We start from the raw sequence: 13,016 nt of genomic DNA, 5'->3' as shown, positions 1-13,016 counted from the left end.
GGAAGCGCATGAATCCGGTACCCGGCCAGATGATGCAGATGCCGCTGCTCATCTCGAACCTGATCCGCCACGCGGCGCGCCACCACGGCGACACCGAAATCGTGTCGCGCCGGGTCGAGGGCGACATCCACCGTACGACGTATCGCGACGCCGAACTGCGCAGCCGCAAGTTCGCACAGGCGCTGGCGCGACTCGGCACGCAGCCGGGCGAACGCATCGGCACGCTGGCCTGGAACGGCTATCGCCACTTCGAAATCTATTACGGCGTGTCCGGCTCGCAGCGGGTGTGCCACACCATCAATCCGCGCCTGTTTCCGGACCAGATCGCGTGGATCGCCAATGACGCGGCCGACCAGGTGCTGTGCTTCGATCTCACCTTCCTGCCGCTGGTCGAACAGATCGCCCCCGCGCTGAAGCAGGTGCGTCATTTCGTGCTGATGACCGACCGCGCCCGCATGCCGGCGGCGACGACGCTGCCCGGCCTGCTGTGCTACGAGGCATTGATCGACGCCGAGGACGGCGACTACCGCTGGCCGGAATTCGACGAGAACACCGCGTCCAGCCTGTGCTACACCTCGGGCACGACCGGTCACCCGAAAGGCGCGCTGTACAGCCACCGCTCGTCGGTGCTGCATGCCTACGGCGCGGCGCTGCCTGACGCGATGAGTTGTTCGGCCGCAGATGTCATCCTGCCGGTGGTGCCGATGTTCCACGTGAACGCGTGGGGTCTGCCGTACAGCGGGCCGATGGTCGGCGCCAAGCTGGTGTTCCCCGGCCCCTTCCTCGACGGCAAGTCGCTGCACGAGCTGTTCGAACAGGAACAGGTCACGTTCAGCGCCGGTGTGCCGACCGTGTGGCTGGGCGTCATCAACCACCTGAAGTGCGCCGGGCTGAAGATGTCCAGCCTCAAGCGCACCGTCATCGGCGGCGCGGCGTGTCCGCCGGCCATGCGGCAGACGCTCGAAGAGGACTACGGCGTCCAGGTCATCCACGCCTGGGGTATGACCGAACTGTCGCCGCTGGGCACGCTGTCGCGGCTCAAGGCACAGCATGCGACGCTGCCGCCGGATGCGCAGCGGGCGCTGCTGAACAAGCAAGGGCGCGCGATCTGCGGCATCGATCTGGCCATTGTCGGCGACGACGGCCGTGCACTGCCGTGGGACGGCCGCAGCAGCGGCGACCTGCTGGTGCGCGGCGGCTGGGTCATCGAGCGCTATTTCGGCGAAGCCGGCTCGGCGCTGCGCGAACTCGACGGCCAGTGGTGGTTCGCCACCGGCGACGTCGCCACCATCGATGCCGACGGCTACATGCAGATCACCGACCGCAGCAAGGACGTGATCAAGTCCGGCGGCGAATGGATCAGTTCGATCGAACTGGAAAACATCGCCATGGCCCACCCGGCGGTGCTCGAAGCGGCGGTGATCGCCTGCCGGCACCCCAAATGGGACGAGCGGCCGCTGCTGGTCGTGGTGAGAAAGCCGGGCGCCGAACTCGACCGCGATGCGATGCTCGCCTTCTACGACGGCAAGGTCGCGCGCTGGCAGGTGCCCGACGACGTGGTGTTCGTCGACGACATCCCGCACACGGCAACCGGCAAGATGCTGAAGCTCAGGCTGCGGCAGCAGTTCGAGAATCACGTACTGCCGTGAAGTCATTCCATCGCCGCACCGCACGTCCCGCACCGGTGCCCGTACCGAAGGCCGCCGCGCCGGACGACCGCGCAGGGCGCATGCGCGTCGACGCCCTGCTGGTCGAACGCGGGATGGCCCCGTCCCGCGCCGCCGCGCAGCGCCTGATCGCGGCGGGCTGCGTGTTTGCCAACGGTGGGCAGGTGTTCAAACCGTCGGTCGAACTGATGCCTGACTGCGTGCTGGTCATGAAGGACCGCTGATCGACGCACCGGTTCGCGATCAATGGATCGCTCCTGCAAGAGACGTCACGTGATTTTCGGGGGTGGCTTCGTGACAGACCGCGCTGCCGGGGTTTGGGACACCGCTCGACCTGCAGGAGCGGCCGACGGCTGGCCCTGCGGGCGGCGAGGCGTGTTCGCCGAAACCCCCGCGCCGCCCATTGATCGCGAACCGGCGCGTCGATCGGGCGCCTGCCGGCGTTCAATCATCATTTCTACGACATCGCGGGACTCAGCCGGTCGAGCAAGTATTTGCCGGCGGTTGCCGAAACCGCGCTGACCACGGTGCCCCACGCGATGTCGATCAGGGTCAGCTGCAGCGGCCAGTTCTTCAGCGTCGCGAGGTTGGTCAGGTCGTAGGTGGCGTAGGCGAAGAATCCGAACAATGCGGCACTCGTCAGGGTTTTCCCGAGCCCGGCGTGCGCGGCGTGCGGGACCAGTGCGAACACGGTCAGCCCGGTTGCATAGACCACGTAGAAGATGGCCGCGACTGCGATGTCGGGGCGATCGGCCATCAGGTGGCCGATGCCCTGCCGATAGGCGGCTTTCGCCACGACGCCCAGCCAGATCAGGTCGAGCGCGAGCATCACGACGAAGGTCGTTGCGCCGGCGGCGGCGATTTTAAGCCCGTCGTTCATAACCAGTACTCCCAGAGACGTGAAAACATTTCCTTCAGCCGCAATCCGATCGGTCGCCGCTGCCAGTCTTCCAGCGTGATGGCCTCGGATCCGGCCAGATCGCGTTCGAAAATTGCCTTCAACTGACTGCCGAATTCAGCCCCGAGCACCACGGCATTCAGTTCATGGTTGTGCAGGAAGCTGCGCCAGTCCAGGTTGGTCGACCCGACCGTCGCCCAGACATCGTCGATCAGCGCGGTCTTCGAATGCAGGATCACGCCCTGCCGTTCGTAGATTCGCACGCCGGCCTCGAGCAGTCGTGCGTAGTAGCCGCGCCCGGCATGGAAGACGAGCCAGGAATCGGTCTTGCTCGGCAAGATGAGCACCACATCTACACCGCGTGCGGCCGCGGCTTCGAGTGTGTCCAGCAACTGAGGGTCAGGTGCGAAATAGGCATTGGTGATACGCACACTTTTTTCCGCACTGCCGATGGCCGACAGCAAGGTCACGTAGATCTGGCTGTAGGCGTCTTCCGGTGAGCTGCCGATGGCCCGCACGATCTGTCGACCGGCATTTCGCGGCGCCGGAAACCATTTCCGCTCGTCCAGCGGCTCGCCCTTCTGTGCCGCCCATGCCGCCAGGAAAAGTTTCTGCAGTTCGGCCACCACCGGTCCGTCGAGCTGCAGGTCGGTATCGCGCCAGGCGAGCGCTTCGTCCGTGGGCGGGTTCGGGCTGCGTTTGTTGAAGGAGCCGCCCGAATAGACACTGCTGATGTTGATGCCGCCCAGGAAGGCGGTCTGCCCGTCGACGATCAACAGTTTGCGATGATTGCGCTGGTTCCACGCCCAGTCGTTCATCGCCACCAGCGGGTTGACCGGGTTGAATTCGAGTATCCGGACACCTTCGTCGGTCAGTTGCCGGAAGAAGGCGGAAGGCGTGTCGAAGGTGCCGGCGCTGTCGCGGATCAGGTTCACCTGCACGCCGGCGCGCTGCCTTTCGATCAATGCCCGTGCAAAGCGCTGGCCGACCGGGTCGTCGTCGAGGATGTAGGTTTCCATATTGATGTGGTCGCGGGCGGCGGCGATCGCCGTCAGCATGGCCTGATAGGTAGCGGGGCCGTCCTGCAGCAGTCGCACGGCATTGCCGATGGTGAGCGGACTGTCGACCAAGGCTTCTTCCCGCGCGAGATTGCGTTCGAGAAGGTCCGAATCCGGATTGCGCCGGCGCAGCCGGTCCAGGATGGCCGCGCTGTCGGCTGTCGAAAGCGGGCCGTGCATGCCACCGAGCTGCACCGAGCGTTCCGAGTGGCGGTTCAGATCCGGCACCAGCACGGGCAGGCTGCTGCAGGCTGCCAGACCCGTCAGGACTGCGGCAGCCACCCCGCCTGCAACCAGCCAGGCGCGCCATCGTCGGCTCGGGCGAAAGGCATTCATGGCCGTTTCATCCGCGCGGCGTCTTCAGCGCGCGGCCGTGACTCGCCAGATCGTGTTGCCGACATCGTCGGCCACCAGCAGCGCGCCCTTCCGGTCGAGCGCGACGCCCACTGGCCGGCCGTAGGCCTCGCCGTCCGGGCTCAGGAAACCGGTCAGCACATCGACCGGTGCGCCCGCCGGCCTGCCTTCGTCGAACGGCACGAAAATGACCTTGTAGCCACTGTGCGGCCGGCGGTTCCACGAGCCATGCTGGCCGATGAACATGCCGCTGGCGAATGCCGCGGGCAGCGTGGTGCCCGACGACGACGCCAGACCGAGCGAGGCGGTGTGCGGCCCCAGTGCATAGTCGGGCTTGCGGGCGCGTGCGACCAGCGCCGGCTGCTGCGGCTGCACCCGCGCATCGACATGCTGGCCGTAGTAGCTGTAAGGCCAGCCGTAAAAGTCGCCGTCGCGCACCGAGGTGAGGTAATCGGGCACCAGGTCGCTGCCGATTTCGTCGCGTTCATTCACCACCGTCCACAGCGCCTTGCGATGTGGGTCCCACGCCAGGCCATTCGGGTTGCGCAGGCCGGTCGCGAACAGGCGGTGCGTGCGCGTCGCCAGATCCACCTCCCAGATGGCGGCGCGGCCTTCTTCGGCGGCCATGCCGCGCTCGGCGACATTGCTGTTCGAGCCGGTCGTGACGTAGAGCAGGCTGCCTTCCAGATTGGCGATCAGGTTCTTCGTCCAGTGATGATTGATCGGCCCGGCGGGCAGATCGACCAGCTTGACGCCGGGTGCGGTGATTTCGGTGTTGCCGGTGACATATGGAAAGCCGAGCACCGCGTCGGTGTTGGCAACGTACAGCGTGTCGCCGACCAGCGCCATGCCGAAGGGTGAATTCAGTCCGGAAAGCAGCACGCTGCGCAGGTCGGCGACACCATCGCCGTCACTGTCGCGCAGCAGGGTGATGCGGTTGGCGCTGGGTACGCCGGCACCGGCCCGCTTCATGACCAGTCCGCTGATCCAGCCCTTGAGGCCCTTGCCGTCGTCCGGCGTTGCGGGTGCATTGCTTTCGGCCACGAGCACATCGCCGTTGGGCAGTACGTGCAGCCAGCGCGGGTGATCGAGGCCGCGTGCGAAGGCGGCGACCTGTGTACCGGCCGCAGCAAGGGGTGCGCCGCCCTCGGCCCAGCCGATGGCTGGCGCGATATTCACGGTCGGCAACAGGCGGCTGACCGGCGTCGGCAGCATCGGCTCCGGCCCGGTACCTGCGGCGACCTGAAGTTTCGCCGTATCGCCGCAGCCGGCGAGCAGCACGCAGAGCGCGAGCACCGCACCCGTCAGATGGCCCGGGCGCGATGCCGCAACCCTGCGCTGCGTCATATGCGACCCATCAGCAGCAGCACGATGAGCACGATGACGACCAGACCCAGGGCGCCGCTCGGGCCGTAGCCCCAGTTGCGGCTGTGGCCCCAGGTCGGGATGACGCCGATCAGGATCAGGATCAGCACGACCAGCAATATGGTTCCAAGACTCATGAATTGTTCTCCGACATATATTTATACGGGCTCGCATCGTGCTCATGGGCGCAATCCTTGTCTGTGCGCTGACGGACACAGCGCGGGTGGGGTATACACGGGCTGAAGGCGGACATCCGCATCGGGCGCGGCAACGCGTGCGCTGGCGAACAGACCTGATGGCGGCGGGTGAATACAACGGTACGCATGTTCCAGCGGACCGCACCTTCTGCTTCTGATGATCGCACCATGAACCGCCTGTTCCCCATCCTCGTGCCGTGTGCGCTCGTGCTGCTGTCCTTGCCGGCGCTCGCAGCCGGACCGATGACCCGCTTCGAGTCCGAACTTGAAACGGCACGCATCGCGTCGACCTTCACCCACGCGAGGGCGCTGTGCGATGCACTGACCAGCAACACCAAGGACATCTGCGTCGAGGAAGCGCGCGCCGTGCAGTCCATTGCACATGCCGAACTCGCATTCCGTCGCAGCGGCCATCTGTCGGATGCTGCAGCCATACCTGTGGTGCGCGCCGACGCTGCGTATGCGGTTGCGCGCGAACGATGCGATGAGCAGGTGGGCGCAGACAAGGCGCGCTGTCTTGCCGAAGCCAAGGCGGAACAGGCGAGCGCGCTGGCCAAGGCCAAAAGCGGCGCGGGAGGCAGCGTTGCACAGACGCCGGCCGACGCTCGCCGTGATGCCGACTACCAGCGCGCGGTCGCGAAATGCGAAGCCATGGCGAGCGATACGCGCAGCCACTGTCTCACGGCCGCCCGCAAGAAGGCTGGCAAGACCTGAAGCGCGCGCGCTCCAGGAATGACCGTCCGGCCGCGCTCTGCGTGAACCGGCATGCACCGCATTGAATGATCGGAGATCACCATGAACCATGTCACCACGCGCGACGGCGTGAAGCTTTACGTGAAGGACTGGGGGCAGGGCCGCCCGGTCGTGATGACCCACGGCTGGCCGTTGTCGGCCGACAGTTTCGACGACCTGTCGATGGCCATCGCCGACGCCGGCATGCGCGCCATCAGTTACGACCGGCGCGGCTTCGGCCGCTCGGACCAGCCGTGGACCGGCTATGACTACGACACGCTGTCCGACGACCTGGCCGATGTGCTCGAGCAGACCGGCGCGCATGACGCCACATTGCTCGGCTTTTCGATGGGTGGCGGCGAGGTGGCGCGCTACATGTCACGCCATGCCGGCAATCAGGTGAAACAGGCCGTGCTGGTGGCGTCGACCTTGCCGTTCCGGCTGAAGACCGACGACAACCCGGAGGGCGTCGAGCAGGCGAAGTTCGATGAAACCGCCGCTGCCATCGCGGCGGATCGCGCCGCCTTCTGGCCGCCCTTCTTCAAGAACTTCTTCGGCGTGGGCATGGTGTCGCACCCGGTCAGCGACGAGGTGATGGCGTGGGCCTGCTCGGTGTCGATGCAGGCCAGCCTGAAGGCGACGCTCGCCTGCGCGAAGGCGTTTTCGAGTACCGACTTCCGCGGCGACCTGGCGTCGTTCACCGTGCCCACACTGATCATCCACGGCAGCGACGACAAGATCGTACCGATCGAATCGTCATCGCGCCTGACCGCGCGCGCCATCCTGCATGCCCGCTTCATCGAGTACGAAGGCGCCCCGCACGGCCTGTTCGCCAGCCACAAGGAACGCTTCATCGCCGACGTGCTCGAGTTCCTGCGCGGCTGAACCCCACGCCACCGATTGCCTGCGCCTGCGCGCCCCACAGAACATCCGAAGGACACCCCGCATGAAGAAGCATGACAGCAAGGAAAAGACCACCACCCCGCAATCCGCCAACGCTTGCCCCGGCAACGGCGGCGAACTGCATCAAGTGGCCGGCGCCGATCATCCGGTACTGACCACGAATCAGGGGCTGGAGATTGCCGACAACCAGAACTCGCTGCGTGCCCATCCGCGCGGGCCGACGCTGCTGGAAGATTTCATCCTGCGCGAGAAGATCACCCACTTCGACCACGAGCGCATTCCCGAGCGCATCGTGCATGCGCGCGGCAGCGGCGCGCACGGCTACTTCGAACTGACGCACTCGCTGGCCGACTACACGACGGCGCCGGTGCTGACCGAAGTCGGCACGCGCACGCCGGTGTTCAGCCGCATGTCGACGGTGGCCGGCGGCTCGGGGTCGGTGGACACGCCGCGCGACGTGCGCGGCTTCGCGATCAAGTTCTACACGCAGCAGGGCAACTGGGACTTGGTCGGCAACAACATTCCGGTCTTTTTCATCCAGGACGCGATCAAGTTTCCCGATCTGATCCATGCCGTGAAAATGGAGCCGGACCGTGGCTTTCCGCAGGCCGGCTCGGCGCACGACACCTTCTGGGATTTCATTTCGCTGACGCCGGAATCGATGCACATGGTCATGTGGGCCATGTCCGACCGCACGCTGCCGCGCTCGCTGCGCATGATGGAAGGCTTCGGCATCCACAGCTTCAGGCTGATCGATGCGGCCGGCAAATCGACCTTCGTCAAGTTCCACTGGCGCCCGGTGCTCGGCCTGCAATCGACGGTATGGGACGAAGCAGTCAAGATCGCCGGTGCCGACCCCGACTTTCACCGGCGCGACCTGTTCGAGGCCATCGCCGCCGGCAATTTCCCGGAATGGACGTTTTCGGTGCAGTTGTTCACCGAAGAAGAGGCGGCCGCTTTCCCGTTCGACCATCTCGACTCGACCAAGCTGATTCCGGAAGAGCTGGTGCCGCTGCAGGAGATCGGCCGCATGGTGCTCGACCGCTGGCCGGACAACTTCTTCGCCGAAACCGAACAGGTGGCGTTCTGCCCGTCGCATCTGGTGCCCGGCATCGACTTCTCGAACGATCCGCTGCTGCAGGGGCGTCTGCATTCCTATCTCGACACCCAGCTGTCGCGTCTCGGCTCGGCCAATTTCCACCAGATTCCGGTCAATGCGCCGAAGTGCCCGTTCTCGAACCAGCAGCGCGACGGTCACATGCAGATGGGTCAGCCCAAGGGGCGCGTGGCCTATGAACCCAATTCGCTGGCCCCTGATCTGGCGCGCGAATCACCGGCCACGGGCTTCCGCAGCATGGCCATCGACGAGGGCGGGCAGCGCGGCCGCATCCGCGCCGACACGTTCGCCGACCACTACAGCCAGGCGCGCCAGTTCTGGCGCAGCCAGACCGAACATGAACAGGCGCACATCGCGTCGGCACTCGTGTTCGAGCTGTCCAAGGTCGAACACCCGCACGTCCGCGCCGCGATGGTCGGACATCTGCGCCACATCGACGAGGCGCTGGCGCGGCGCGCGGCCGACGGTCTCGGCATGATCGACCTGCCGGCGGCGCCCGCTGCGGCGCGCCCGGCGCAGGATCGCGAGCCGTCACCGGCGCTGCGCACCATCGGCAAGGGGCGCAACACGCTGACCGGACGGGTCGTCGCCATCCTGATGAACGACGGTACCGACGATGCGGCGATCGAAGCACTTCACACGGCGCTGGTCGAGGCCGGTGCGACCGTGAAACTCGTCGCGCCCAAGGTCGGTGGCGCGAAGCTGCGCGACGGTTCGACATTCGCCGCCGACGGCCAGCTCGCCGGCACGCCGTCCGTCATGTTCGACGCGGTGGCCATCGTGCTGTCGTCGTCGGGTGCCGTCGAACTGTCTGCCGACGCCGCGGCCATCGATTTCGTGCGCGACGCCTTCGGCCACCTGAAGGCGCTGATGCTCGACGATGGCGGCCGCACGCTGCTGAAGGCTGCTGGCGTCGTTGCCGATGCTGGGGTGTTCGATGTCGACGATCACGCCGGCTTCATCGCCGCCGCAGGCACCCGCCAGTGGGCGCGCGAAAAGACGGTGCGCAATCTGGCCTGACGCCCGGCTGCTCGCGCCTTGCAGGCGCGGGCGGCGGAGCGGCGTCGTGTAGAAGCGGCCCTCCTGTGAAAGTCGCTCCTCCCGCTGTGGAAGTGGCGCCCCTGTGGGAGCGGCGATCCACTGCCGGCCCTGCATGGCCGGCCGGCTCTGCGGGCGGCGAGCAGTGCTCGCCGAAACCCCCGCTCCGCCCTCGCCGCGATATGTACTTCGCACAGCGAACATCGCGACACTGATCGCGGCGGGGACGCCGCTCCCACAGCCAGTGGCTCACACAGTCAATGGCCCAACAGCCATCACCCCCAAAGCCGCCGCCCCAACCCGCGGCCGGATCGCCGCAGCCGGCAGCCCGCCTGTCCGCTGCGACACGGACGGCCTATTCCCTGATCGCCTCGACGGCGACATCGATCGTCACGTCGTCGCCGACGTGCGGGGCGTACTTGCCCATGTTGAAATCGGTGCGCTTGACGGTGACCGTGGCGTTGGCGCCGAGGGCGTCCTTCTTCAGGATGGGGTGCGGTATGGCCTGGAAGGACGTCACTTTCAGCGTGACCGGCCGGCTCACGCCCTTGAGCGTCAGCACCCCTTCGACGGCGGTCGGCGTGTCGCCGCTGAATACCACCTTGCTTGACCTGAAGGTCGCGGTCGGGTGCTTCGCGGTGTCGAGAAAGTCTTCCGCCTGGATGTGCTCGTCGAACACCGCGAAGCCGGTGTCGACCGAGGTCGTGTCGATGGTGATGTCGACCGCGCCGGTCCGGGCGGCGCGGTCCAGCGTCACTGTGCCGGTCGACCGGTTGAAGCGGCTCAGCTGCGTGGAAAATCCGAAATGGCTGTACGAAAAGCGCGGGAAGGTGTGGCCGGCGTCCAGCGTGTACGTCTCCGGGGCCGCCAGTGCGGGCGCGGTCACGGTGGCGCAGGCGAGTGCGGCGACGAGGGTTTTCAGCGGGGTCATGGCAGTGCTCCAGTGATGTTGCATATATAAAAGGTGTGTTGCGCTTGGCGGCTCAGCCGCCGGTGGTCATCTTCAGCAGCGTGCGATCACGCCTGACGAAGTGGTGGTACAGCGCCGCCGCGGCGTGGCCGGCGATCAGCAGCCAGATCAGCCAGGCACCGAGCACATCCTTGTGGATGAAGTCGATCGGCTTTTCGAAGGTCTTGAAATCCAGTCCCATGCCGTCGGCCACCACGGTCCGGAACAGCGCCGTGCTTTCGAACTTCGGTATGTCGAACAGGAAGAAGAAGTCGGTATCGACGCCGGTACCCAGATAGCCGGTGATCGGCGCGACGATCATCACGGCATACAGCGCCATGTGACCCAGATGCGCGGCGCGATGCGCCAGCGGCGTGCCCGGCTCGTCGGCCGGCTGTGGCGTGCTCAGGCGCCACAGCACGCGCAGCACGACGACGACGGCAATCGTCACGCCGACCGACAGGTGGATCTGCAGCGCGGTCAGGTTTTCCGGCGTCTGCTTCTCGGTGAACCACTGGCGGAAATAGACCGAGCAGTAGGCGGCGAGAAACAGCGCGGCGGTTGACCAGTGCAACCACTTCGCCATGCGGCCGTAGTTGTCGCGGGTGTTGGTGAGGCTCATGGCAGGTCTCCCTGTGTCGCGGGGGTGAAGGTCCAGGCATCCATCGCCAGCACGTGCTCGTCGATGCCTGCATGAAAACGCGTTGCCTGCGCGCCGTCGCCCGCCGCGCCCAGGGCAACGAACAGCGGCAGCAGATGCTCTTCGCTCGGGTGCGCCTGCACGCCGCCGGGCGCGCGGCGCCGGTAGTCGAGCAGCGCCGTCGTGTCGCCGGCGCTCAGCGTATCGGCCACCCACTCGGCGAAGGCGCGCACATAGGCCGGTGTGTCGGCGCCCAGATGCGATACGGCGTGCCAGTCGCGCAGGTTGTGCGTCAGGTTGCCGGAACCGATGACGAGCAGATCGTGCTGCAGCGCGGCCAGCGCGCGGCCGAGCCGCCACGCCTGATCCGGCCCGCCTGCGGTCTGGATCGACAGCGCGATCACCGGCACGTCGGCGTCCGGGAACATCAGGCGCAGCGGCACCCAGGCGCCATGGTCGAGGCCGCGTGTCGTGTCGAACCGCACCGGCAGACCGGCCGCTTCGATCACTGCCGCCACGCTGCGCGCCAGTTCGGGGCAGCCGGTGGCCGGGTAGCGCAGCGCGTGCAGCGCCGGCGGAAAGCCGCTGAAATCGTGGATCGTGTCGAAGCGGGTGGCCGCACCGACGGTCGGCACGACGGTGTCCCAGTGGGCGCTGACGATGAGGACGGCGCGTGGGCGGGGCCGGCGCGCGGCGATCGCCGTCAGCGCCGCGCCGGCGGCACCGGGTTGCAGCGCGAAGGTCGGCGCGCCGTGCGGCACGAACAGCGACGCCAGGCCGGCGGCGGTGCGGGGTGAGGCGGTCATCGGGGCGGTGTTGAAGTCCATGACCGAACCATAGCCGTCATCATTGCGCCGAAATAGGACACAATCAGTAATTGATCGTTGCTGGAACAACAACAATGGATCGACTGGACGCGATGCAGCTGTTCGTACGGGTGGCCGAACTGGGCAGCTTTTCGGCCGTGGCGCAGCAGCTCAATGTGGCGCGCTCGGTGGTGACGCGGCAGATCGCCGCGCTCGAAGCGCATCTCGGCGTGAAGCTGATGGCGCGCAGCACGCGCCGGCTGTCGCTGACCTCGGCGGGCACCGCCTATCTGGAAAAGTGTCGCGTCATCCTGAATCTGGTCGAAGCGGCCGAAACCGGCATCGGTGAGGCACGGCAGACGCCGCGCGGCGCGATCCGCCTCGGCGCGCCTCTCAGTTACGGGCTGAAACGGCTGTCGCCGCTGCTGCTCGATTTTGCACAGCGCTACCCCGAAGTCAGCCTCGACATCGATTACAACGACCGGCGGGTGAATCTGATCGAAGAGGGCATGGACCTCGCCATCCGTGTCACCGCACGGCTCGACCCCGCCACCGTCGCAAGGCGCCTGGCCACCAGCCGTCTCATCGTCGCCGCGTCACCCGATTACCTTGCGCGTCACGGTGCGCCGCAGCGCCCGGACGATCTCACCCACCACGAGTGCCTGGGCTACACCGCCAACGCCACGCCGAGCTGGACCTTCAGCGTCGACGGCCAGACGGTCGCCATCCCGCTGCGCGCCCGACTGACCGCCAGCAATGGCGACGTGCTGACCGAGGCCGCCGCCCGCGGCATGGGCATCACGTGCCAGCCCGACTTCATCCTCGACCCGTGGCTGGCGGACGGCCGACTGGTGGCGGTGCTGAGCGCCTTCGACACGCCAGAACTCGGCGTCTACGCCGTGCTGCCGGGCAATCGCCACGTACCGCACCGGGTACGGCTGCTGATCGAGGATCTGGCAGAGCGGCTGGCGCGATGAAGGAACCGCTCGCCTTCGACGTCGCAGCGTGTACCCGACGATTCAGGGGCGTCGCCCCGAACCGGCTTGTCGGTGTTTTTGACAGTCTGTGAAAGGCTGTCGTCGCTGGCCGCGATTCTTGTGCGGACAATCACAATGAATCAATGGCTTGCGTGGTTTCTCCAGGGCTGGCACGGCGGTTGCGTTGCTTCGTGTGCATCGTGACCTCGAGCATGCCGGTTCTGCGCGCGCGCGGGCACGACGTCTTCTCGCGGCCTCGGCACTCGATTCGCGAGCCCTTCTGGTTGCTTCGTTTCCTGGTCTCGCCAAAGGAGT

General features: G+C 66.6%; 13 protein-coding genes. 6 read left to right on the top strand and 7 right to left on the bottom strand.

Going from position 1 to position 13,016, the window contains the following annotated elements:
* The first annotated feature begins 8 nt into the window (after positions 1 to 8).
* Both ACTIFF_RS04095 and ACTIFF_RS04090 read left to right on the top strand, forming a co-directional pair.
* Entirely contained in the window at positions 9 to 1,649 is a 1,641-nt protein-coding gene (locus ACTIFF_RS04095; protein ID WP_439535680.1) for a 3-(methylthio)propionyl-CoA ligase, read from the top strand.
* Entirely contained in the window at positions 1,646 to 1,891 is a 246-nt protein-coding gene (locus ACTIFF_RS04090) for a S4 domain-containing protein (RefSeq protein WP_439535679.1), read from the top strand. The genes ACTIFF_RS04095 and ACTIFF_RS04090 overlap by 4 nt, the downstream gene beginning before the upstream one ends.
* A gap of 233 nt (positions 1,892 to 2,124) precedes the next feature.
* Here ACTIFF_RS04090 and ACTIFF_RS04085 read toward each other — a convergent pair whose 3' ends face one another.
* From ACTIFF_RS04085 to ACTIFF_RS04070, 4 genes are read right to left on the bottom strand one after another with little or no spacing between them, the layout of a single operon-like run.
* Positions 2,125 to 2,547: a DUF2177 family protein gene (locus ACTIFF_RS04085; RefSeq protein ID WP_439535678.1), complete on the bottom strand. Its 423-nt coding sequence runs from the start codon at positions 2,545 to 2,547 to the stop codon at positions 2,125 to 2,127.
* Positions 2,544 to 3,959 (bottom strand): cardiolipin synthase, encoded by a 1,416-nt coding sequence (gene cls / locus ACTIFF_RS04080; protein WP_439535677.1) that lies wholly within the window; start codon positions 3,957 to 3,959, stop codon positions 2,544 to 2,546. The genes ACTIFF_RS04085 and cls overlap by 4 nt, the downstream gene beginning before the upstream one ends.
* Before the next feature lie 24 nt (positions 3,960 to 3,983).
* A complete protein-coding gene (locus ACTIFF_RS04075; protein WP_439535676.1) occupies positions 3,984 to 5,324 on the bottom strand; it encodes a PQQ-dependent sugar dehydrogenase in 1,341 nt (446 codons plus the stop codon).
* Positions 5,321 to 5,479: a DUF3309 family protein gene (locus tag ACTIFF_RS04070; RefSeq protein ID WP_439535675.1), complete on the bottom strand. Its 159-nt coding sequence runs from the start codon at positions 5,477 to 5,479 to the stop codon at positions 5,321 to 5,323. The genes ACTIFF_RS04075 and ACTIFF_RS04070 overlap by 4 nt, the downstream gene beginning before the upstream one ends.
* A gap of 228 nt (positions 5,480 to 5,707) precedes the next feature.
* On the opposite strand from ACTIFF_RS04070, the gene ACTIFF_RS04065 reads away from it, so the two are divergent.
* The 3 genes from ACTIFF_RS04065 to ACTIFF_RS04055 all read left to right on the top strand — a co-directional run bounded on the left by ACTIFF_RS04065 (position 5,708) and on the right by ACTIFF_RS04055 (position 9,311).
* A complete protein-coding gene (locus tag ACTIFF_RS04065) occupies positions 5,708 to 6,253 on the top strand; it encodes a hypothetical protein (protein WP_439535674.1) in 546 nt (181 codons plus the stop codon).
* Between the two features lie 81 nt (positions 6,254 to 6,334).
* On the top strand, positions 6,335 to 7,156 hold the full coding sequence (locus ACTIFF_RS04060) for an alpha/beta fold hydrolase (RefSeq protein WP_439535673.1): 822 nt from the start codon (positions 6,335 to 6,337) through the stop codon (positions 7,154 to 7,156).
* Between the two features lie 61 nt (positions 7,157 to 7,217).
* The gene (locus ACTIFF_RS04055; protein WP_439535672.1) at positions 7,218 to 9,311 is read left to right on the top strand and encodes a catalase; all 2,094 of its coding nucleotides are present in this window, start codon (positions 7,218 to 7,220) and stop codon (positions 9,309 to 9,311) included.
* Between the two features lie 373 nt (positions 9,312 to 9,684).
* Here the strand turns inward: ACTIFF_RS04055 and ACTIFF_RS04050 are convergent, their stop codons facing one another.
* Genes ACTIFF_RS04050 through ACTIFF_RS04040 form a run of 3 tightly spaced genes read right to left on the bottom strand, consistent with a single transcriptional unit; the run spans position 9,685 to position 11,745 of the window.
* Positions 9,685 to 10,260, bottom strand: coding sequence for a YceI family protein (locus ACTIFF_RS04050; RefSeq protein WP_439535671.1), 576 nt, complete (start codon positions 10,258 to 10,260; stop codon positions 9,685 to 9,687).
* Between the two features lie 52 nt (positions 10,261 to 10,312).
* Positions 10,313 to 10,900: a cytochrome b gene (locus ACTIFF_RS04045; protein ID WP_439535670.1), complete on the bottom strand. Its 588-nt coding sequence runs from the start codon at positions 10,898 to 10,900 to the stop codon at positions 10,313 to 10,315.
* Positions 10,897 to 11,745 (bottom strand): DODA-type extradiol aromatic ring-opening family dioxygenase, encoded by an 849-nt coding sequence (locus ACTIFF_RS04040; protein WP_439535669.1) that lies wholly within the window; start codon positions 11,743 to 11,745, stop codon positions 10,897 to 10,899. Before ACTIFF_RS04040 ends, ACTIFF_RS04045 begins: the two co-directional genes overlap by 4 nt.
* A 74-nt stretch (positions 11,746 to 11,819) precedes the next feature.
* Here ACTIFF_RS04040 and ACTIFF_RS04035 point away from each other — a divergent pair, with 74 nt between their 5' ends.
* Positions 11,820 to 12,701, top strand: a complete 882-nt coding sequence (locus ACTIFF_RS04035; protein WP_439535668.1) for a LysR family transcriptional regulator — start codon at positions 11,820 to 11,822, stop codon at positions 12,699 to 12,701.
* Positions 12,702 to 13,016: the final 315 nt, after the last annotated feature.

The sequence above is a fragment of the Methyloversatilis sp. genome, assembly GCF_051861465.1.
Taxonomy (GTDB): Bacteria; Pseudomonadota; Gammaproteobacteria; order Burkholderiales; family Rhodocyclaceae; genus Methyloversatilis.
This window is presented reverse-complemented; position numbering and strand designations above follow the sequence as displayed.